The sequence below is a fragment of the Mumia zhuanghuii genome, assembly GCF_042681565.1.
Classification (GTDB): Bacteria; Actinomycetota; Actinomycetes; order Propionibacteriales; family Nocardioidaceae; genus Mumia.
Genome location: NZ_JBHUFT010000008.1, coordinates 1,923,474 through 1,942,786, shown reverse-complemented (window position 1 = coordinate 1,942,786; position 19,313 = coordinate 1,923,474). Strand labels below are relative to the sequence as shown.

Here is a 19,313-nt window from a genome sequence, read left to right as displayed (position 1 = left end):
TGGATGTGGATGTGCGTGTCGAGGCTTCGCTCACCCGGCGGGAGGAGCGCGAGTCAGGCGGCGCGGCGGCGGTTCGTCACGCCCGACACCGCGAGCGCGACCACGGTCACGAGGTAGACCTGCCCGATCAGCGCCTCGAAGGCGGCGATCATCTTGCCGGTGTCCGTCAGCGGCGTGAGATCGCCGAACCCGGTCGTGGTGATCGTGATGAAGCTGAAGTAGAAGAAGTCGACCGAGCTGTGGATGGCGTCGGTCTGGGCGAAGAACACGCCGTCTCGCGCCCCCATGAACGCGTACACGCCGGAGAACGCGTAGCCGAGCAGCAGATAGACGACGATGACCCCGAGCACGATGTGCACGTCGAGCGACGGATCGCGGATGAGGTGGGCGGCGATCGTCGCGATCGTGCCCAGGCAGAGGATCACGACGATCGCCGAGTACGCCATCGTCGCCTCGCGGTCCTCCGCGATCTGCGAAACCGCGCTCGCCACCACGCTCAGCACGACGAGGACCATCGACACGAGGATCACCAGCCGCCGTGCCCCCGACGTCCGCTGTGCGAACAACAGCACCGCCCCGAGCAGGGCAGCCACCACAGGTCTCAGCAGCGTGTTCTCGACCGGCACGAGCAGCACCACAACGGCGAGCAGGATCAGCAAGATCCCGTACCGGTCTCCTCGTGGCACACGCTGGTCCTCCACGACACGTGAGCCTAGGGCTCAACGTGTCTGTGCGCAGGACCATCGCGTCGTCCACGAGCTACTTCCGCACCGTGAAGGTGGCCTGAGCCACCGGTCCGTACCCCTTGCGGTTCTTCGCCCGCACACGCACGGTGTTCTCCCCGGCGGGCAGATCGCGCCGCGCCAGCACGTACGACCGTCGTGAGCCCTTCACCACGGCAACCTTCACGACCCGGTCGCCGCGCATGACCGTGACCTTGTACCGCGTGATTGAGGCTCCACCGTCCGCGACCGGCTTGCGCCACCGGACCACACGCTTCGCCGCCCCAGCGGAGCGAGCCACGGTCACCCGCCGGACCTTCCACGGCCGCGTGGGCGCGAGGAGACGCGGATAGACCACGATCTTGCGTCCGTCGGACACGGCGAGCTTGCCAGACCGGATCATGGACATCCCGTCGATGTGCGACTGACGCGCGTTGCTGAGGGTGAAGAGCGGCTTGGTGACGCCGTTCGCGTTCGGCGAGAGGACGTCGACCTCACCCGTGTGGGTTCCGACGTACACCCGACCTGCGCGGTCGAAGCGCAGCATCTCCGGCTCCCACAGTCCGGGCCGGTCCACGGTGATCTTTCGCTCAGGCTTGGCGTCCTTGCCCGCACCCGGCGCGAAGACCTCGATGAAGCCTTCCTCGCCCCAGCCGACCCAAAGCCGACCGTCGACGTTCCGCTCGGTGGCGTACGCTCCGCGCGCCTTGTCAGGGATGGGGTTGGGACGCGGGCGCATCTGGCGGACCGGGCGTACGTTGCCGCGGGCGTTCTTGGCGAACACAAGGATGCGCCTGTCGCTGAAGACGTGCAGCCGCCCCTTGGCGTCGCGCGACAGTCCCCCTGGGTTCACGATCCTGGTCCGTGGGCCCTGCAGCCGGTAAAGCGGCTTGGCGTTTCCTCGCGCTCTGGCCCCGTACACGACAACCCGGTGCCGGTGATAGTCCGACGCGTAGACGCGTCCACTCGCGGTGAGCAGGATGTCCCACGGATTCACTCCACCCCGCGTGCCGATGATCGTGCGTTCTGGTCGGACGTCGACAGGCTCGGCAGCTGCGGCCGCCTCCGCCGGAGCGGCAGCAAGCACCCCGCCAGCGAGCGCGGCGCCGGCCACGGCACCGACAAGACGTGTGCGGTTCATGCGCGTTCTCCCCTGTTCGTAGGTCCGTACGAGGGATCGACACCGAGCGCGGTTCTTTTGTGACCGGCCCGTCCCGAGATAAGGGACGAGCATCACACCTTCGCGTGGGAGCGCGGAAGGCTTTTCGACGACGCTTGAAAGCGGAACCGCGTCGACCGCAAGGTCTGCAAGCCTGGGGAAGTCCTGGACAGGGGGATTCCAGTGCTCCGCATTCATTTCAGCGAGCTTGACCTCGCGCGCACACGACTGGCCGACGCACCCGACCCGATGTGGGAGGTCGCCTCGAGCCTGCACCGCCTCCAGACCGGCCACGGACGCCGTGCGCACGGACGCTGGCACGCGGACGTCATGCGCACGCTGCGCGGTACGTCCCTCGGCCGGGCTGTCCGTACGATGCTCCTGCCGCTGTACCCGCGGGCCCGCTACTTCCCCGACTTCCTGACTCCGGGCGGAGGCATGGCCAACCTCGACGATGCGCTCGAGGCGATCCTCGCCACCCCAGAACGCCGCGTCACCAAGGAGCTCGCGCGTCTCGACCCGCGGCGGCGCAACCGCACCTCGTTGCACGACGTGGCCGCGCCGGAGGGACGTCGCCACTTGACCGCGACGCTGCGCGCCTACCACCAGACCGTGATCGGGCCGGTCGCCGGACAGATGCAGGATGTGCTCGACAGCGAGCGGGCGGTACGCGCTCGGCACTTCCTCGATGGTGGCGTGGACGGTCTTCTCCAGGGGCTCGGCCCGTCGCTCCAGTGGCACCCGCCGGTCCTCCGTGTCCTCGACCACGTCGACGACCGCGACATCTACCTCGACGGACGCGGGCTCCAGCTCATCCCCTCGTACTTCTGCTGGCAGCGTCCGGTCACGATCGCCGACTCGACGCTGCCTCAGGTGCTCGTCTACCCCCTCCTCCGCACCGCCGCGGACCACGTCGCCGCGCACCCGGAGCAGGCCCTGGAGGCCCTCATCGGGGGCAGCCGCGCGTCGGTGCTCGCGGCGTGCATGGCTGGTGCCACCAACGGGGAGATCGCCCGCCGTGCGGGGGTGTCTGCGGGAACGGTCAGCTATCACACCCGTACGCTTCGCGAGGCCGGGCTGATCACTAGCCGGCGCGACGCCGAGAGCGTGCTGCACACCGTCACCCAGCTCGGCGCGGAGCTGATGCGCACGGTGCGGTGACGGCCCGCGCCATCGCGCGCAGGTTCGTCGGCCCGAGCGCACCGGTGGGGCAGGTCACGAAGACCTGCCCCACCTGAGTGTTACCTCACTTGCGGACGCGGAACGACTTCTTGGCGTTCTTGCCGAAGCCCTTGCTGTTCTTCGCCTTGATGTAGACGGTGTTCTTGCCGTTGCGCAGCTTGGCGCGCTTGATCTTGTACGACCGCTTGCTCGGACCGAAGTTCTTCCGCAGCAGGGTCTTGCCGCCCTTCTTGACGACGAGCCGGTAGCCGGTGATCTTGGCCCCGCCGTTGTTCGCCGGCGCCCTCCACGAGACCTTGCGGGTCTTCGCGCCACGCTTGCCGGCGACCTTCACGGCCCGCGGCTTACCTGGGACCTTGGCGGCCTTCCGGAAGAGCGAGGCGAACGACGAGACGTCGTTGCCGTCGTAGTCGGACACGACGATCGTGCCGTTGGACGCGATCGACACCCCAGCGGGCAGCGTCAGCGCCGCCGCGGGTCCGCCGAGCGTCTTGATCGGCGCGACGTCACCGTTCGCGTTGGCGGCGAAGACCTTGATGTCGTGCGCCTGGTGGTCGGCGACGTACACCCGCCCAGACGAGTCGGTCGCGACGTCCGTGGCGAACTGGATCTGCGTCTTCGGGCCCTTGATCACTCGCGCCGGCGTCGCGTTGCCCGTCGCGCCCGGCGAGAACGCGACGACGGAGTCGCCGCCACCGTTCGCCACCCACAGACGGTTCACGCTGTCGACCGCGAGGCCACGCGCGTTGGTCAGCCGGGTGCTCGTGATGGTGCGCTCCGCAGCCGGTGTGCCGGTCGCGGAGAGCGGGAACACCTTGATCGTGCTCACGTTGTCGGAGACGTTCACCTTGTTGTTCTTGTCGATCGCGATGCCGAACGGGACGAACCCCGGGTCGAACTTCGAGTCCGGTGCGACGTTCCCGTCGGCGGCCGGACCGAACGCGAGGACGCGGTTGGCGGCTGTCGCCGTCGAGTTCGCGACCCAGGTGAACCCGGCGCTGTCGGCCGCGACATGGCGCGGCGACGACAGCCCCGACGCAGCGCCGGCGATGTGCCTCAGCGGCGGTACGTCACCGTTGGCGTTGGCGGCGAAGACGCTCACAGAGCCCCCGCCGAAGTTGCTGATATGGATGTGGCCGCCTCGGACGTACATGCCGAGCGGCTGGTTCAGCTCGGTGTTGGTGGCGCCCTTGATGGTCCGTACGGGCGGGACGCTGACGTTGTCGGCGGAGGCGCTCGGGCCACTGGCGACCAGCACCCCCGCTACAAGTGCGGTGCCGGCCAGAGCGCCGGTCACACGGATGGTTCTGTTCATGGAAGTTTCCCCCTTCGCAGTCCACCTTGAGGACCGCAGGGTTCACGGCCAGTCCGTTTTGTCTTCGTCACGCCTGGTTGGTTACGTACCAGCGGTCAGGATGTCCGTCGCCTTGTGGTGCTCGTCGACACCGTCCACGACGATCACGTCCGACACCCCGTTCTCGATACGCAGCGGCAGGATCGCCTGATAGGCGGGCGACGTGTACCAGGCCGTCACGTGCGCCCGGTCCGGGAAGCCGATGATGATCACGTTGCCGGGCCAGGAGCCTTCCACCTCGGTCACCGTGCCGCCGTGCACGACGAACCGACCCCCGAAGGGCGCCAGGGTCTCGTCGATGCGCTCCAGGTACTCGACGATCTCCGGCCCCATCGAGACCTCGCGCATGTGGGCGATCGCGTACGCAGTCATCAAATGCTCCTCTCCTTGTGTGCTGTCACCCCAGCCTCACGTGCCGGGATGCGCGAAGTCGATGACCTCGGAGGTCATGGTTTCGAGGGGTTGACAGGCCGTGCTCAGAGGCGCATTCTAAAACAATCCAGTTATACAACAGATCGGTTATAGAACATGACGGACGACGAGCTCGACGCGGTGTTCGGGGCCCTCGCGGACCCGACGCGGCGCGCCATCCTGGCCCGACTGGCTCAGGACGACGCCAGCGTGAACGAGCTCACGGCGATGTTCGCGATGTCGCAGCCCGCGGTGTCGCGACACCTCAAGGTCCTCGAGCGTGCGGGGCTCGTGTCCCGGACGCAGCAGGGGACGATGCGGATCAGCCATCTCGAGGCGGCGCCGCTGCGCGAGGCCACCGACTGGCTCGCGGACTACCGGGCGTACTGGGAAGACAGCTTCGCCCGGCTGGAGACGCTCCTCGCCGAGGCCGACACCTCGTCCGACGGCTCCTGACCGATCACCGACCACCCCAAAGGGGGAACCATGTCCGACCTCGAGGTCACCGCCGCACCCGGCACGACCACGATCACGATCACCCGCACGTTCGCCACGACGCCCGAGCGTCTGTACCACGCGTTCACCGACGACGACATGCAGAAGAACTGGCTCGGCCCGGACCGTCTCACGACCGAGATCCCGGTCAACGAGGTCCGCGACGGTGGGCGCTGGCAGTGGGTCCAGAAGGACACCGACGGCACCGAGTACGGGTTCCGCGGGGTCTATCACGGAGAGCCGTCCGTCGAGAACGGCATCACCCGGACGTTCGAGTTCGACGGCGTCCCGGGCCACGTCTCGCTCGAGACGATGCGCTTCACCGACCTCGGAGACGGCCGTACGCGCATCGACAACGTCACCGCATTCACGTCGGTCGAGGACCGCGACGGCATGGTCGAGTCCGGCATGGAGGGAGGCATGGAGGAGGGCTTCGTCCGTCTCGACAAGCATCTCGCCGAGTCGTGACCCCCTGCCGGCCCGGACGTCATACGGATCGTGGGTTTCGACCCACGATCCGTATGACGTCCGGAGGGAGGGAACGCATAGGCTGACCGGCGTGGCAGCGTTCGCATCAGACAACTACGCCCCCGCTCATCCTGCGATCCTCGAGGCCGTCGCCGCGGCGAACGACGGGCACGCCGTCTCGTACGGCGCCGACCCGTGGACCGAGCGCCTCGCCGAGGTCGTACGGCACCACTTCGGCGACCACGCCGTCGCGTACCCCGTCTTCAACGGCACCGGCGCCAACGTCGTCTCGCTCGCAGCGGCACTCCCCCGATGGGGCTCGGCGATCGTCACCGACGTCGCTCACCTGCACACCGACGAGAACGGCGCCCCCGAGCGCGTGGCCGGCATCAAGCTCCTCACGGTCGAGGCGCCCGACGGCAAGATGCGGCCCGAGTCGTTCGCTCCGTACACGCTCAACCTCGGCGACCCGCACCGCCCGCAGCCGCTGGCCGTATCGCTGACCCAGTCGACTGAGCTCGGCACCGTCTACTCCGTCGACGAGGTGCGTGGCCTCGTCGAGACCGCCCACTCGTACGGGATGCGCGTCCACGTCGACGGGTCCCGGCTCGCGAACGCCGCCGCGCACCTCGGACTCTCCCTCCGCGAGATCACCACCGACCTCGGCATCGACGTGCTCTCGTTCGGCGGCACCAAGAACGGGATCCTGCTCGGCGAGGCGGTCGTCGTCCTCAACCACGAGGCGGTCGCGGGCATCGAGTTCGTCCGCAAGATGTCGATGCAGCTGGCCTCGAAGATGCGGTACGTCTCCGCGCAGCTCGCCGCCCTCCTCGACCCTGCGGACGACCTGTGGCTCGCGAACGCGTCCGCCTCGAACGCGCGCGCGACGCGCCTTCGCGAGGGCGTCGACACGCTCGCGTCCGAGCTCGCACGCGACGGCCGTACGCATGAGACCGGCGCACCGCTGCTCCATGTCGCCAACCCGACGCAGGCGAACGTGGTGTTCCCGACGCTCCCCCGCGCGGTCGCGGACGCCGTACGCGCTGAGCACCCGTTCTACGACTGGCGCCCCGGCGCGCACCCGGACTTCGTCGAGTCTCGGTGGATGTGCTCCTGGGACACGACCGACGAGGACGTCGACGCGTTCCTCGGTGCGCTGCGCAAGGCCTTCGGATGACGACGGCCGAGCCTGTCGAGACCCCGCGCGTCGAGATCACCTACTGCACGCAGTGCCAGTGGCTGCTGCGTGCAGGGTGGATGGCGCAGGAGCTCCTGAGCACGTTCGGCACCGAGCTCGCTGAGGTCGCGCTCGTCCCCGGGACGGGCGGCGTCTTCCGCGTGGCCGTCGACGGCGACCTCGTGTGGGACCGCAAGGACGACGGCGGGTTCCCGGACGCCGCCGAGCTCAAGCGCCGGGTGCGCGACCGCATCGATCCGGACCGGCCGCTCAGGCACGCCGACCGTACGACCGACGCACCCGGGGCGGACGCGTGACCGTCCCACCCCTCCCGCAGCTGCGCGACGACGTCCGGTGGTCGGTCGAGGTGCGCGACGCCGACGACGACCACGTGCTCGCGTCCTTCGAACCCGACCTCATCCTCCCGACGGCCAGCATCGGCAAGCTCGTCCTGCTCGTCGAGGCCGCCCACCAGATCGCGACCGAGCGGCTCGACCCGGACGAGCCGCTCACCCGTACGGACGAGGACGGGGTCGCCGACTCCGGCCTGTGGCACCTCCTGCGGACGGACACCCTGCCCGTCGCGGACGCGTGCACGCTCGTGGGCGCGGTCAGCGACAACCTCGCCACCAACGTGCTGCTGCGACGGCTCGGCCTCGAGGCCATCACACAGACGGCGACGCGGATCGGCATGGAGCGCAGTCGGCTCCTCGACCGGGTTCGCAACGATCGCGGCCCCGAGCACCCCCCGACGCTCTCGGTCGGGTGCGCGGCAGACCTCGCGCACTTCTGCGCACGCCTCCATCGCCGCGAGATCCTGTCGCCCACCATCAGCGAGATGGTCAGCGGATGGCTCGGCGCGAACACCGACCTGTCCATGGTCGCCAGCGCCTTCGGCCTCGACCCGCTCGCCCACGCCGGTCCGGACCGCGGCGTCGTCCTCTGGAACAAGACCGGCACGATCGAGACCGTACGGGGCGACGTCGGGCTTGTGTCCAGCCCGGCACGCACCCTCGCGTACGCGGTGATCGCGGAGTGGGACGACGACGCCGAGCCGTCCGTGCGCGACCGCGTGCTGGACGACATGCGCGCGGTCGGGCTCTGGCTGCGCGCCGTCATCGACGGTCACGCCTGAGCGCTCTGCGACACGATCGCAACGAAGACCGTCGCTCTCAGTAGAGAGGCACGTAGATCGTCGCGCCGGCCACGATCTCGCCCGCGCTCGCGAGCGAGTTGAGGTCAGCGATGTCTTGGACGGTCTCGCGGATGTCGCCCCGAGGGTTGGCCTCGGCCGCGAGGTCCCAGACGGTCTCGCCCGGCTGCACGGTCACCACCCGGCTCGGGACAGGCTCGCCCGCCTCCGAGGTCGCGATGACCTGCGTGCCCAACCCGACGGTGAGCCCGCCGAAGGCGACCATCGCCGCGACGAACACCACGAAACGCCCCCGACGCGTCAGCCGGTACGACGACTTACGCGGGGCGGCACGACGCTCCGGACGTGCCGTGGGTCGCGTCGGCGCCGTGTGCGCCGCCGGCCTCCCCTTGCCTGCGGGGTGACGCGCCACTGCTCGGGTCAGCGGCGTGTCGAGGGTGATCACGGTGCGGTCGCAGGTGCTGGGGACGGTGCTCATCGTGTCCTCCTGGTCTCGGACTCGTACGGCCTGCCCGACGGCGGCGAGACGGCTGACCAGCTGGTGGATCCGTAGCCGGAGCCGAACACGCGTTCGATCGAACATGTGTACGAACCTAACCACACGCACCGACAGATGTGAAGGACCCGCTCGAACAAACTTTCGAGTGTCGTACGACACGCGACGGTCGAACATATGTTTGATCGAACCGCCGCCCGGTACTAGGGTCAGTACATGACCAAAGCCGAGGTTTCCGAGCTCCCCGACGGCCCACCGGACGCGAGCGGGCTGACTCCCCGCCAGCGCCGCGTGCTCGAGATCATCCGCGAGTCGATCGAGCAGAAGGGCTACCCGCCCAGCATGCGCGAGATCGGCGCTGCGGTGGGTCTCGCGAGCGTCTCCTCGGTCGCTCACCAGCTCAAGGTCCTCGAGCGCAACGGCTTCGTCCGCCGCGACCCCAACCGCCCGCGCGCGATCGAGGTCTTCCTTCCCGACGTCCTCGCGGCCCGCCGCTCGATCGGCGACGCACTCGACTTCGGCTTCGACGACACCGCGTCCGGCGACGCGCGCCCCGCGCCAGCGTACGTGCCGATGGTCGGCCGGATCGCCGCCGGTGGGCCGATCCTGGCCGAGGAGCGCGTCGAGGAGATCATGCCGCTCCCCCGCACGCTCGTCGGCGAGGGCACCTTGTTCATGCTCGAGGTCCGCGGAGACTCGATGGTCGATGCCGCGATCTGCGACGGCGACTACGTGGTCGTCCGTCAGCAGCCGACCGCCGAGAACGGCGAGATCGTCGCTGCCCTCCTCGACGGCGAGGCGACCGTCAAGACACTGCAGCGCAAAGACGGCGAGATCTGGCTCCTCCCCCACAACCCGGCGTACGACCCGATCGACGGCACCGACGCCACGATCCTCGGCAAGGTCACCACGGTCATGCGACGCGTCTGACCCCACGTGTCGTGTGGTGGGCGCGAGATCCCCTCGGTCTCGCGCCCACATGTGTGTCCGGACCCGCCCCGCGACGCCCCCTCCCGCGCTCGCCGGCGAGCCGGCACCCGTACGTCAGTTGGCGGACGCGGCCGCGTCGAGCCGCTTGAGCGCTCCCAAGATCTGCCCGCGATCGACCGTCCGCCACATCGGCGGCATCGAGGAAGCGAGGAACGACCCGTACCGCGCCTTGGCCAGGCGGGAGTCGAGCACCGCGACGACGCCGCGGTCGTCGGAGCGGCGGATGAGCCGTCCGGCCCCTTGAGCCAGCAGGAGCGCGGCGTGGGTCGCGGCCACCGCCATGAAGCCGTTGCCGCCCTGGCGTTCGACGAGGCGCTGGCGCGCGCTCATCAGCGGGTCGTCGGGTCGAGGGAACGGGATCCGGTCGATGATCACGAGCTGACACGTCGTGCCAGGCAGATCGATGCCCTGCCACAGGCTCAACGTGCCGAAGAGGCACGTGTGCGGGTCTTCGGTGAACCGGCGCGCCAGCTCGGGCAGCTGCGCGTCTCCTTGGCACAGCACCTCGATCTCCGGCAGCCGCTCGCGGACGACCTCGGTCGCCGCCTCGGCGGCCCGCCGTGACGAGAAGAGCCCGAGCGTACGCCCGCCTGCCGCACGGACGAGGTCGACGATCTCGTCCGCGGTCGCGTCGGCCATCCCGTCGCGCCCCGGCGGCGGCAGGTGGCGCGCGACGTAGAGCATCGCCTGCTTCGCGTAGTCGAACGGCGAGCCCACGTCGACCGCGTCCCATGCGAAGTCGCGTTCGTCGGACTCGGCCTTGTCCGCGGGGCCGACCCCGACCTGCTCCGTCGCCCACAGCCCGACCGATCGTGCCACGGAGTCGAAGCCGCCACCCAGCTTGAGCGTCGCGCTGGTGAGCACGACCGTGTTCTCGCCGAACAGCTTGTCGCGCAACGTCAGTGCCACGTCGACGGGCGCGATACGCAGCTCGTTGCCGCCACGCGAGCCCTCACGCTCGGCGAGCCACAGCACGTCGGCCTCGGAGGCCGCCGCCATGCGTTCGGCGACCTTGCGGACCTCGTCGACGAGCCCCTTGACCTGCTGGCGAGCCGCATCGGTCTCGCCCTCCTGCGACTCCTTCGGGATCGCAGAGTGGCACGCGCGCGCGGTGTCTCGTACGAGGGCCAGCGCGTCCGCGAGCTGGTCGGTCGGTGACGCGATGCGACCCGGCGGGGTCACCTCGAGAGCGTCGCGCAGCGCGTCGGTCGCGTCCTCGAGGTCATCGGCCTCCCGCCCGCGGACGAAGGCCCGGGCGCGGCGCGCGGCCCGCTCGACCATCGGAGGCGACAGCTCGGCCGTCGAGGCCTGGGTGACTCGGGCGACCAGCTCGTGGGCCTCGTCCACGACGACGGTGTCGTACTCGGGGAGCATCGGAACTCCGTCGATCGCGTCGATCGCGAGGAGCGCGTGGTTGGTGACGACCAGGTCGGCATCGGCGGCGTCGTCGCGCGCCCGCTCGGCGAAGCACTCCTGCGCGTACGGGCAGCGGGCGGCGCCGAGGCACTCCCGCGCGTGGACGCTCACCTGGCGCCACGCCCGCTCGGTGTGCGAGGGCGCCGAGTCCCGGTCGCCCACGCCGCTCCGGTCGGTCTCCTCCTCGGCCCATGCCCGCAGGGTCACGACCTCCTCACCGAGCGAGCCCGACGGCGCCTCGATCAGGACGCCCTGCTCGTCGGGCGCGCCCTCGCGGATGCGGTGGAGGCAAGCGTAGTTGCCGCGGCCCTTGACGACCGCGTGCTTCGGCGTGCGTGAGAGAACGGTCCGGGCACCGTCGAGCAGCGCCGGGATGTCGCGCTCGACGAGCTGGTGCTGGAGGTTGAGGGTCGCGGTCGCCACGACGACACGGCGGTCGTGCAGCAGGCTCGGCACGAGGTAGCCGAGCGACTTGCCGGTGCCCGTCCCGGCCTGCACCAGCAGGTGCTCGCCGCGCGCGAAGGCGCCGGCGACCGCTTCGGCCATCTGGACCTGCCCCGGTCGTTCGGTGCCACCCACGGCCTCGACGGCTGCATGGAGGACGGCGCCGACCTGCGCGCGTCGCTCGGGATCGGCGTCGGGCGCTGCGGGGTGTTCCGAGATCGACGAGGTCACCGACGCAGCCTACCGAGCCGCGCGGACGTCCCGTGGCGGCGACTCACAGGCTCGTACGCCGCGACGGCGAGTCACCATCCGGTAACGATTGAGGGCCCGCTCGGACTAAGCGCTTGCTTACCCCACTCAGGTCGGTAGCGTTCGGCGTCACGACGTCATGTGGTCTGGATCACACCTCCCTGCCCGGATGACACCGCCCCCTCTCGGAAGGACGCGCATGACCCCTCCCGTCGAGCCCACTCCCGACCCGCCGCCGCACGGCGCGTTCGTGGCCGAAGGCGTGACCGTCCGCTTCGGCGGCCTCGTCGCTCTCGACGACGTCGGCGTACGGGTCGAGCCCGGCCAGGTCCACGGAGTGATCGGCCCGAACGGCGCTGGCAAGACGACGTTCTTCAACGTCTGCTGCGGCTTCGTCCGCCCCGACGAGGGGTCGCTCACCTGGGAAGGCTCACGCCTGGAGAATCTCCGCGCCCACGACCTGGCAGGCCTCGGCATCGCCCGTACGCTGCAGGGCGTCGGGCTGTTCACGGGCATGAGCGCGCTCGAGAACGTGATGACCGGTGCTGCCGTCCGGTCCAGCAGCGGGTTCGTGTCGGCGGCCTTCGGACTCCCTCGAGGGCGCCGCGACGAGCAGGCGCTGCGCGAGCGCGCGATGCAGGCGCTGGCCGACCTGGGAGCCGCGCACCTCGCGCCGCGCTATCCGGGCATGCTGCCGTACCCCGACCAGAAGAAGGTCGCGCTGGCCCGTGCCCTCGTGGCCGAGCCGCGCCTCCTCCTGCTCGACGAGCCCGCCGCTGGCCTGTCCGAGGGCGAGATGGACGAGCTCGGCGAGCTCGTACGCCGCCTCACGGACCGCATGTCCGTGCTCCTCGTCGAGCACCACATGGATCTCGTCATGCGTATCTGCGACACGATCACCGTCCTCGACTTCGGTCAGGTGATCGCGCGCGGCACGCCTGCGGAGGTCCGCGACGACCCGTTGGTCATCGCCGCCTATCTCGGCGCCGAGGTGACGGGCGGCAGTGAGATCGACACGACCTCGCTCGATGCCGGACCGGCTGTCGCCGTGACGAAGGAGGGCTGACCGTGCTCACGATCGCCAACCTCACCACCACGTACGGGCCGGTCCGTGCTCTCGACGCCGTCGACATGACGGTCAAGACCGGACGCATCACGGCGGTGCTCGGCGCCAACGGTGCCGGCAAGACCTCGCTGCTGCGGACCGTGTCCGGGCTCGTCCGCCCGACATCGGGGACGATCACGCTCGACGGCACCGACATCACCGGCGCGCCCGTCGAGTCGATGGTGCACCGCGGGATGGCCCACGTCCCCGAGGGCCGCGGCGTCATCGCCGAGCTCACCGTCGAGGAGAACCTTCGCCTCGGCGCCCGCGGCGCAGCCAAACGTCCGGACGACGTGCCGGCTCCGGTCCGCTCGCTCGACGACGCCTATCAGCTGTTCCCCGTGCTCGGCGACCGCCGCAGCGCGCAGGCGCACACGCTGTCCGGCGGCGAGCGTCAGATGCTCGTCATCGCACGGGCCCTGCTGTCGCGGCCGACGCTGCTGCTCCTCGACGAGCCCTCGCTGGGCCTCGCTCCGCGGATCGTGGCGCAGATCTTCGACCTGATCCGCCGCCTGGTCGCCGACTCCGGCCTCACGGTGCTCCTCGTCGAGCAGAACGCCCGCAGCGCCCTGTCCATCGCGCACACCGGTGTCGTGCTCAACCTCGGCAAGGTCGTCGTGACCGAGTCCGCCGAGGTCCTGCGCAACGACGCCGCGCTCCGTCACTCATACCTCGGGTTCTGAGGAGGAGACCATGACCGACGACATCCAAAAGCTCGTCAACGTCCTGCTCAACGGACTCACCCAGGGCATCGTGATCGCCGCGTTCGCGCTCGCCCTCGTGCTGATCTTCCGGTCGACCCGGATCATCAACTTCGCTCAGGGCTCGCAGGCGATGTTCACCACGTACATCGCCCTGGCGCTGCTCAACCAGGACTTTCCCTACTGGGCTGCATTCGCGGGCGCGCTCGCCGCCGGCTTCGTGATCGGCGCCCTGCTCGAGCGGGTCGTCATCCGACCGCTCGAGGGCGGCATGGAGCTCAACATCGTCATCGCTACCCTCGGTCTGTACGTGGCGATCCAGGCGCTGGCCGCGATCCTGTTCGGGTCCGACTACCAGTCGTTCCCGTCGCCCTTCGGCATGGCCGGGTTCCAGGCCGGCGACCTCAACCTCGCGCTCACGCCGACCAGCATCTTCGTCGTCTGCACGGTCGGTGTCGTCGTCGTCGGACTCACGCTGCTGTTCCAGAAGACGCAGCTCGGGCTCACGATGCGCGCGGCGGCCTTCGACGGCGAGGTCTCACGCATCCTCGGGATCAAGGTCTCGCACCTGCTCACCTTCGGGTGGGCGCTGGCCGGTCTCGTCGGGTCGGTCGCCGGGATCCTCGTGGCGACGGGCACCTTCATCTATCCGAGCTACATGGAGACGTTGATCGCGTTCGGGTTCATCGCCGCGGTCATCGGCGGGCTCGACAGCCCGGTCGGCGCCGTCGTCGGTGGCCTCCTGCTCGGCGTGGTCAACTCCGTCGTCTCCGGGTACGTGGCCTCCGGACTCGTCACGATGGCCGCGTTCGTCCTCTTGATCGTCGTCCTGCTGCTCAAGCCCGGGGGTCTCTTCTCCAGCACGAAGGCCAGGAGGGTCTGATGACGACCGATGCCGCCACGAGGCCCGCAAAGCGCCTGCTCGATCTCAACCTCACGCGCAGCCTGCTGATCAGCGTCGCCGTCCTGCTCCTCGGCGTTCTCCTGCTGGAGTCCACCGACCGCTACACCAACACCCAGCTCTCCTCGCTCGCCTACTACGCCATCGCGGCGATCGGCCTGACCGCTCTCACAGGGCTCAACGGTCAGATCTCGCTCGGCCACGGGGCGCTGATGGCCGTCGGCGCCTACACGACGGCGCTGATGCTCGACACCGAGACTCCGCTGCCGTTCCCCGTCGTCGCGCTGGCCGCGGTCGTCGTGACGTCGCTCGTCGGGTTCGTCGTCGGCATCGGCGCGGCACGTCTCCACGGGCCGTACCTCGCCGGTGCCACGCTCGCGCTGGCCGTCGCGCTGCCGAGCGTCGCGCTCTACTTCAAGGGCACCTTCAACGGGGAGGTCGGACTCACCGTCGTCCAGCCACGGCCGCCGGAGTGGTTCGTGTCGTTCATCGACGCGGTGTCGGGCGAGTTCGTGACGTCGACGAAGTACGTCGCCTACCTCGGCCTGTTCTGCTTGGTCGTCGCCCTCTTCTTCGCGCTCAACCTGCGCCGTTCCAAGATCGGGCGCCACTGGCGCGCGGTCCGCGACCAGGAGGTCGCGGCGGAGATCGCCGGCATCAACCTCGGCCGTACCCGCGTGCAGGCGTTCGTCATCAGCGCCGCGTACGCCGGGCTGGCCGGCGCCGTCATGGCGATCGTTGCGCGGCTCGCCGCGCCGGGCTCCTTCTCAATCGTCCTCTCGCTCTCGCTGCTCACCGCCGCGGTGATCGGTGGGCTCGGCAGCATCACCGGAGCGTTCATCGGCGCTGCGGTGCTGGTCTTCCTGCCGCCGTGGGTGACCTCGATGTCGACCGGGCCGGGCGGCCTGTCGGACACCCAGGCCGCTCAGATGTCGCCGTTTATCTACGGCATCGTCCTCGTCCTCGTGATGCTCCTCGCACCTGGAGGAGTGATGGGGACCCTCTCGACGGCATGGCGGCGAGCACGCCTGCGCCGTCTCCACCCCGCAACACCCACCCAGAAGGGATGAGATCCATGGCTCATCAGCCCAAGCCGGCGCGCAGGAGTCGCCGACTCGTACTCGGGGCGGCACTCGCCGCCTCCGCACTGGTCGTCGCCGCGTGCGGTGGCGGTGATGACGACGGCGGCTCGACCGATGTCGGCCTCACCGAGGACTCGATCAAGATCGGCGGTCATTTCCCGCTCACGGGTGTCGCAGCGCCCGGCTACAGCGAGATCCCGCTCGGTCACAAGGCCTACTACGACTTCGTCAACGCCAACGGCGGCGTCAGCGGCCGTGACATCGAGTTCATCGCCAAGGACGACGGCTACAACCCGGCCAAGACGTCCGAGGTCGTCAACGAGCTGGTCCTCAAGGACGAGGTGTTCGCGATCGTGGGGGGACTCGGCACCCCGACCCACCAGGCGGTCACGAACTTCCTCAACGCCGAGGGCGTTCCCGACCTGACGGTGTCGTCCGGATCGCTCCTGTGGGACAACGCCGAGGAGCTGCCGATGACGTTCGGGTGGCAGCCCGACTACGAGTCCGAGGGCAAGGTCATCGGCCAGTACATCGCCGAGAACATGCCCGACGCCAAGGTCGGCATCTTCGGTCAGGACGACGAGCTCGGCGAGGACGGCACCCGCGGCCTCGAGCAGTTCATCGACGACCAGATCGTCGCCCAGGTGAAGTACGTCCCCGGCAACACCGATGTCGGCCCGCAGATCGCCGAGCTGCAGAAGTCGGGCGCGGACGTCGTCGTGGGGTTCAACGTCCCGTCCTACACCGCGCTGTCGCAGCTGGTGTCGATGAAGCTCAACTTCAAGCCGACCTGGTTCTACACCAACGTCGGCTCCGACTCCGGGCTCGTCGGATCGCTCCTCGAGGAGTTCTCGCAGGGCGCTATCAAGGGCGCGAGCCCGCTGGCCGGTGTCTACACGACCACCTACATGCCGCAGGCCTCCGAGCCGGACAGCGACTGGACGAAGCTGTGGCAGAAGGTCTGGGACGAGTACGGCGACGGCTCGCCGCTGACCAACTACAAGGTGTACGGCATGTCACAGGCGTTCACGCTCGTCGATGCGCTGCAGCGCACGGGCGACGACCTCAGCCGTGAGTCCATCGTGGAGACCTTCGAGCAGGACGGTGCGGACCTCGGTGGCCCGAACTACGTGCCGTTCCGCTACTCCGAGGACCGCCACGCGGGCATCGGCGGCCTGAAGCTCGTCGAGATCCAGGCGAACGGCACGACCGCCGACAAGACCCCGGTCCTCCAGACCGACGTCGGTGACGCGCCGATCGAGGAGTACACCGGAGACGCCAGCACCCCGCCGTCGTCCGGCATTCCTGGGAAGGACTAGCCCTGGGAAGGACTAGCCCTGGGAAGGACTAGCCCCGACCGTACGGGCGCCGACTCACCTGCGGGTGGGTCGGCGCCCGTCGCGTGTCAGGCGTACTGGGCCAGTGCGCCGGCGAGCTCGTCGTGCACGCGGGCGACGACGTGGGTGCCGTCGGGCGTGTGCTCGAGCGAGTCGATCTCGCCGTGCAGGTGGATCTGGTTGAGCAGGTCTCCGCGCTCGTACGGCAGCACGACGTCGACCTTCGCCGCGGGCGTCGGCAGGTCGGCCTCGACCGCGCTGAGCAGCTCGTCGATGCCCTCGCCGGTGCGGGCCGACACCACGACGGCGTGCGGCTCGCGTGCAAGGAGGCGCGACAGGACCAGCGGGTCGGCGGCGTCGGCCTTGTTGATGACGATGATCTCGGGCACTCCGAGGGCGTCGATGTCGGCGAACACCTCGCGCACCGCGTTGATCTGGCCCTCGGGATCGGGGTGCGACCCGTCGACGACGTGCAGGACGAGGTCGGCGTCAGCGACCTCCTCCAGCGTCGAGCGGAACGCCTCGACCAGCTGGTGAGGGAGGTGGCGGACGAATCCGACGGTGTCCGACAGCGTGTACTCGCGGCCGTCGGAGGTCTCCGTACGACGCGTCGTCGGGTCGAGCGTTGCGAACAACGCGTCCTCGACGAGGACGCCCGCCCGCGTCAGGCGGTTGAGCAGGCTCGACTTGCCGGCGTTGGTGTAGCCGGCGATCACGACGGCCGGCACCTGGTGGCGTTGGCGGTTCGCCCGCTTGGTGTCGCGGGTCTTGCGCATCTCGCCCATCTCGCGGCGGAGCTTGGCGATGCGGTCGTTGATGCGACGCCGGTCGGTCTCGATCTTGGTCTCACCAGGACCACGCGAGCCGATGCCGCCGCCGTCGCCGCCGACACGTCCACCGGCCTGGCGCGAGAGGTTGCCACCCCAGCCGCGCAAGCGCTGCTTCATGTACTGCAGCTGCGCCAGCTCGACCTGGGCGCGCCCCTCACGCGACTTTGCGTGCTGGGCGAAGATGTCGAGGATCAGGGCGGTACGGTCGACCACCTTGACCTTGGTCTTGTCCTCCAGGTTGCGCAGCTGGCTCGGGGCGAGCTCGCCATCGCAGATCACCGTGTCGGCGCCGGTCACGCGCACGATCTCGGCGAGCTCGTCAACTTTGCCTCGGCCGATGTAGGTCGCCGGGTCAGGACGCTGACGCCGCTGGACCAGTCCGTCCAGGACCTCGGACCCGGCGGTCTCGGCCAGGAGCTTGAGCTCGGCGAGCGAGTTCTCGGCGTCGGTCGCGGAACCGTCGGTCCACACCCCGACCAGGACGACGCGCTCGAGGCGCAGCTGCCTGTATTCGACCTCGCTGATGTCCTCGAGCTCGGTCGACAGCCCGGCGATCCGGCGCAACGAGTTGCGGTCGGCAAGGTCGAACTGGTCGCCGTCGTGGGTCTCGGCGTGGTCTGTCTCGGTACGTTCGTGTGCAGTCATCTGTTCCTTGCAACGTCGGCAGTGCGGTCGATCATCCCAGCCACGTCAGATCGCCGCGAGCGATTATGAGTGCCGGACCGGCAAGAACAGCGTGCCCGTCAGCCCGCCAGGTCACGCGTAGCGTGCCACCGGGCACGTCCACCCGGTACGTCACCTCTCCATCCCGTACGGGATCGGCGCCGTCGGCCGAGGCGCTCGCCAGGGCGGCAGCGACCGCACCCGTGCCGCAGGAGCGGGTCTCCCCCGCTCCGCGCTCGTGCACCCGCATCGCCACGTGCCGCGGGCCGCGTCGGGCGACGAACTCGATGTTGACACCCTCGGGATAGACAGAGGCGTCATATTCGGGCTCGGCCAGCAGCGTCCCTGCCTCATCGAGCTCGCCGACGAACGCGACCGCGTGCGGGTTGCCGACATCGACGTGCCGCGCTGTCCGAGCGACCCCCTCGGCCACGACCTTCGACTCGCCCAGCAGACGAGGCGTGCCCATGTCGGCAGCGATCGTCCCGTCGGGCGCGTACGTCACGACCTTGATGCCGTCACGGGTGGCCACCGGCACCGGGCGGGACGGATCGACCAGTCCAGCGTCGGCGAGGTAACGGGCGAACACCCGCACCCCGTTGCCGCACATCTCCGCGATCGACCCGTCCGCGTTGCGGTAATCCATGAACCACTCTGCGTCGGCATCCGTCGCGCGCACGGCACGCAGCACACCGTCAGCACCGATCCCCCGGCGCCGGTCGCACAGCGCGGCCACGAACGACGCGTCGAGCGCACCATGCACCGTCCCGTCCGGGTCGGGCAGGATCACGAAGTCGTTCTCGGTGCCGTGGCCCTTGAGCCACGCGAAGGTCCTCACCCCGCAAGTCTAGGTGCTCCGCCTCTGGCCCCGCGGAACGCTGTCCCTGCACACGCATCCCTGTGGACCGACGCCGCCGCCGGCGCGCGCTGGGGATGACGGAAGGGTCTGACCAAAACAGGCGCACGCTGTACGCGTAC

General features: G+C 69.5%; 20 protein-coding genes. 12 read left to right on the top strand and 8 right to left on the bottom strand.

All coding sequences use genetic code 11. From position 1 onward, the window contains the following. Positions 1-53 precede the first annotated feature (53 nt). Both ACFSDF_RS17810 and ACFSDF_RS17805 read right to left on the bottom strand, forming a co-directional pair. On the bottom strand, positions 54-701 hold the full coding sequence (locus ACFSDF_RS17810) for a potassium channel family protein (RefSeq protein WP_167003322.1): 648 nt from the start codon (positions 699-701) through the stop codon (positions 54-56). Positions 702-759: 58 nt separating this feature from the next. After that, entirely contained in the window at positions 760-1,863 is a 1,104-nt protein-coding gene (locus ACFSDF_RS17805) for a fibronectin type III domain-containing protein (RefSeq protein WP_377158542.1), read from the bottom strand. A 201-nt stretch (positions 1,864-2,064) separates the two neighbouring features. On the opposite strand from ACFSDF_RS17805, the gene ACFSDF_RS17800 reads away from it, so the two are divergent. Continuing rightward, the gene (locus ACFSDF_RS17800) at positions 2,065-3,042 is read left to right on the top strand and encodes an ArsR/SmtB family transcription factor (RefSeq protein WP_377158540.1); all 978 of its coding nucleotides are present in this window, start codon (positions 2,065-2,067) and stop codon (positions 3,040-3,042) included. 85 nt (positions 3,043-3,127) lie between these two features. On the opposite strand, the gene ACFSDF_RS17795 is transcribed toward ACFSDF_RS17800, so the two are convergent. Together ACFSDF_RS17795 and ACFSDF_RS17790 are read right to left on the bottom strand one after the other, a co-directional pair. Continuing rightward, on the bottom strand, positions 3,128-4,378 hold the full coding sequence (locus tag ACFSDF_RS17795; protein WP_167003328.1) for a hypothetical protein: 1,251 nt from the start codon (positions 4,376-4,378) through the stop codon (positions 3,128-3,130). A gap of 81 nt (positions 4,379-4,459) precedes the next feature. After that, positions 4,460-4,789 carry a DUF1330 domain-containing protein gene (locus ACFSDF_RS17790; RefSeq protein WP_167003330.1) on the bottom strand — a complete coding sequence of 110 codons (330 nt, stop codon included), beginning with the start codon at positions 4,787-4,789 and terminating at the stop codon, positions 4,460-4,462. A 156-nt stretch (positions 4,790-4,945) separates the two neighbouring features. On the opposite strand from ACFSDF_RS17790, the gene ACFSDF_RS17785 reads away from it, so the two are divergent. The 5 genes from ACFSDF_RS17785 to ACFSDF_RS17765 all read left to right on the top strand — a co-directional run bounded on the left by ACFSDF_RS17785 (position 4,946) and on the right by ACFSDF_RS17765 (position 8,103). Further along, positions 4,946-5,284 carry an ArsR/SmtB family transcription factor gene (locus ACFSDF_RS17785; protein ID WP_167003332.1) on the top strand — a complete coding sequence of 113 codons (339 nt, stop codon included), beginning with the start codon at positions 4,946-4,948 and terminating at the stop codon, positions 5,282-5,284. A gap of 30 nt (positions 5,285-5,314) precedes the next feature. Continuing rightward, on the top strand, positions 5,315-5,791 hold the full coding sequence (locus ACFSDF_RS17780; protein ID WP_167003334.1) for an SRPBCC domain-containing protein: 477 nt from the start codon (positions 5,315-5,317) through the stop codon (positions 5,789-5,791). A 91-nt stretch (positions 5,792-5,882) separates the two neighbouring features. Next, a complete protein-coding gene (locus ACFSDF_RS17775; protein WP_243842956.1) occupies positions 5,883-6,968 on the top strand; it encodes a threonine aldolase family protein in 1,086 nt (361 codons plus the stop codon). Next, positions 6,965-7,285, top strand: a complete 321-nt coding sequence (locus ACFSDF_RS17770; protein WP_377158536.1) for an Rdx family protein — start codon at positions 6,965-6,967, stop codon at positions 7,283-7,285. Before ACFSDF_RS17775 ends, ACFSDF_RS17770 begins: the two co-directional genes overlap by 4 nt. Continuing rightward, positions 7,282-8,103 carry a serine hydrolase gene (locus ACFSDF_RS17765; RefSeq protein WP_167003338.1) on the top strand — a complete coding sequence of 274 codons (822 nt, stop codon included), beginning with the start codon at positions 7,282-7,284 and terminating at the stop codon, positions 8,101-8,103. Before ACFSDF_RS17770 ends, ACFSDF_RS17765 begins: the two co-directional genes overlap by 4 nt. A 37-nt stretch (positions 8,104-8,140) precedes the next feature. Here the strand turns inward: ACFSDF_RS17765 and ACFSDF_RS17760 are convergent, their stop codons facing one another. Further along, positions 8,141-8,704 (bottom strand): LysM peptidoglycan-binding domain-containing protein, encoded by a 564-nt coding sequence (locus ACFSDF_RS17760; protein ID WP_377158533.1) that lies wholly within the window; start codon positions 8,702-8,704, stop codon positions 8,141-8,143. Between the two features lie 129 nt (positions 8,705-8,833). Here ACFSDF_RS17760 and lexA point away from each other — a divergent pair, with 129 nt between their 5' ends. Continuing rightward, positions 8,834-9,547 carry a transcriptional repressor LexA gene (gene lexA / locus ACFSDF_RS17755; protein ID WP_167003342.1) on the top strand — a complete coding sequence of 238 codons (714 nt, stop codon included), beginning with the start codon at positions 8,834-8,836 and terminating at the stop codon, positions 9,545-9,547. Between the two features lie 114 nt (positions 9,548-9,661). Here the strand turns inward: lexA and ACFSDF_RS17750 are convergent, their stop codons facing one another. Further along, the gene (locus ACFSDF_RS17750; RefSeq protein ID WP_377159074.1) at positions 9,662-11,569 is read right to left on the bottom strand and encodes an ATP-dependent DNA helicase; all 1,908 of its coding nucleotides are present in this window, start codon (positions 11,567-11,569) and stop codon (positions 9,662-9,664) included. A 346-nt stretch (positions 11,570-11,915) separates the two neighbouring features. On the opposite strand from ACFSDF_RS17750, the gene ACFSDF_RS17745 reads away from it, so the two are divergent. The 5 genes from ACFSDF_RS17745 to ACFSDF_RS17725 are packed head-to-tail and all read left to right on the top strand — an operon-like array spanning position 11,916 to position 16,824. Next, positions 11,916-12,782, top strand: a complete 867-nt coding sequence (locus tag ACFSDF_RS17745; protein ID WP_377158531.1) for an ABC transporter ATP-binding protein — start codon at positions 11,916-11,918, stop codon at positions 12,780-12,782. Positions 12,783-12,784: 2 nt separating this feature from the next. Next, on the top strand, positions 12,785-13,504 hold the full coding sequence (locus tag ACFSDF_RS17740; protein ID WP_377158529.1) for an ABC transporter ATP-binding protein: 720 nt from the start codon (positions 12,785-12,787) through the stop codon (positions 13,502-13,504). A 10-nt stretch (positions 13,505-13,514) separates the two neighbouring features. Continuing rightward, positions 13,515-14,405, top strand: a complete 891-nt coding sequence (locus ACFSDF_RS17735; protein WP_243842958.1) for a branched-chain amino acid ABC transporter permease — start codon at positions 13,515-13,517, stop codon at positions 14,403-14,405. Next, on the top strand, positions 14,405-15,493 hold the full coding sequence (locus ACFSDF_RS17730) for a branched-chain amino acid ABC transporter permease (protein ID WP_377158526.1): 1,089 nt from the start codon (positions 14,405-14,407) through the stop codon (positions 15,491-15,493). The genes ACFSDF_RS17735 and ACFSDF_RS17730 overlap by 1 nt, the downstream gene beginning before the upstream one ends. A 5-nt stretch (positions 15,494-15,498) precedes the next feature. Further along, positions 15,499-16,824, top strand: coding sequence for an ABC transporter substrate-binding protein (locus ACFSDF_RS17725; RefSeq protein WP_167003348.1), 1,326 nt, complete (start codon positions 15,499-15,501; stop codon positions 16,822-16,824). Between the two features lie 86 nt (positions 16,825-16,910). Here ACFSDF_RS17725 and hflX read toward each other — a convergent pair whose 3' ends face one another. Both hflX and dapF read right to left on the bottom strand, forming a co-directional pair. Next, a complete protein-coding gene (gene hflX / locus ACFSDF_RS17720) occupies positions 16,911-18,317 on the bottom strand; it encodes a GTPase HflX (protein ID WP_377158524.1) in 1,407 nt (468 codons plus the stop codon). A 31-nt stretch (positions 18,318-18,348) separates the two neighbouring features. Then, positions 18,349-19,173 (bottom strand): diaminopimelate epimerase, encoded by an 825-nt coding sequence (dapF, locus tag ACFSDF_RS17715; RefSeq protein ID WP_377158522.1) that lies wholly within the window; start codon positions 19,171-19,173, stop codon positions 18,349-18,351. Between the last annotated feature and the right edge of the window lie 140 nt (positions 19,174-19,313).

Coding starts and splice junctions, on each gene's coding strand:
- ACFSDF_RS17805 (WP_377158542.1), bottom strand. CDS start 1,863: ATGAACCGCACACGTCTTGTCGGTGCCGTGGCCGGCGCCGCGCTCGCT.
- ACFSDF_RS17795 (WP_167003328.1), bottom strand. CDS start 4,378: ATGAACAGAACCATCCGTGTGACCGGCGCTCTGGCCGGCACCGCACTT.
- ACFSDF_RS17790 (WP_167003330.1), bottom strand. CDS start 4,789: ATGACTGCGTACGCGATCGCCCACATGCGCGAGGTCTCGATGGGGCCG.
- ACFSDF_RS17785 (WP_167003332.1), top strand. CDS start 4,946: ATGACGGACGACGAGCTCGACGCGGTGTTCGGGGCCCTCGCGGACCCG.
- ACFSDF_RS17780 (WP_167003334.1), top strand. CDS start 5,315: ATGTCCGACCTCGAGGTCACCGCCGCACCCGGCACGACCACGATCACG.
- ACFSDF_RS17770 (WP_377158536.1), top strand. CDS start 6,965: ATGACGACGGCCGAGCCTGTCGAGACCCCGCGCGTCGAGATCACCTAC.
- ACFSDF_RS17760 (WP_377158533.1), bottom strand. CDS start 8,704: ATGTTCGATCGAACGCGTGTTCGGCTCCGGCTACGGATCCACCAGCTG.
- lexA (WP_167003342.1), top strand. CDS start 8,834: ATGACCAAAGCCGAGGTTTCCGAGCTCCCCGACGGCCCACCGGACGCG.
- ACFSDF_RS17750 (WP_377159074.1), bottom strand. CDS start 11,569: ATGGCCGAAGCGGTCGCCGGCGCCTTCGCGCGCGGCGAGCACCTGCTG.
- ACFSDF_RS17745 (WP_377158531.1), top strand. CDS start 11,916: ATGACCCCTCCCGTCGAGCCCACTCCCGACCCGCCGCCGCACGGCGCG.
- ACFSDF_RS17735 (WP_243842958.1), top strand. CDS start 13,515: ATGACCGACGACATCCAAAAGCTCGTCAACGTCCTGCTCAACGGACTC.
- ACFSDF_RS17730 (WP_377158526.1), top strand. CDS start 14,405: ATGACGACCGATGCCGCCACGAGGCCCGCAAAGCGCCTGCTCGATCTC.
- ACFSDF_RS17725 (WP_167003348.1), top strand. CDS start 15,499: ATGGCTCATCAGCCCAAGCCGGCGCGCAGGAGTCGCCGACTCGTACTC.
- hflX (WP_377158524.1), bottom strand. CDS start 18,317: ATGACTGCACACGAACGTACCGAGACAGACCACGCCGAGACCCACGAC.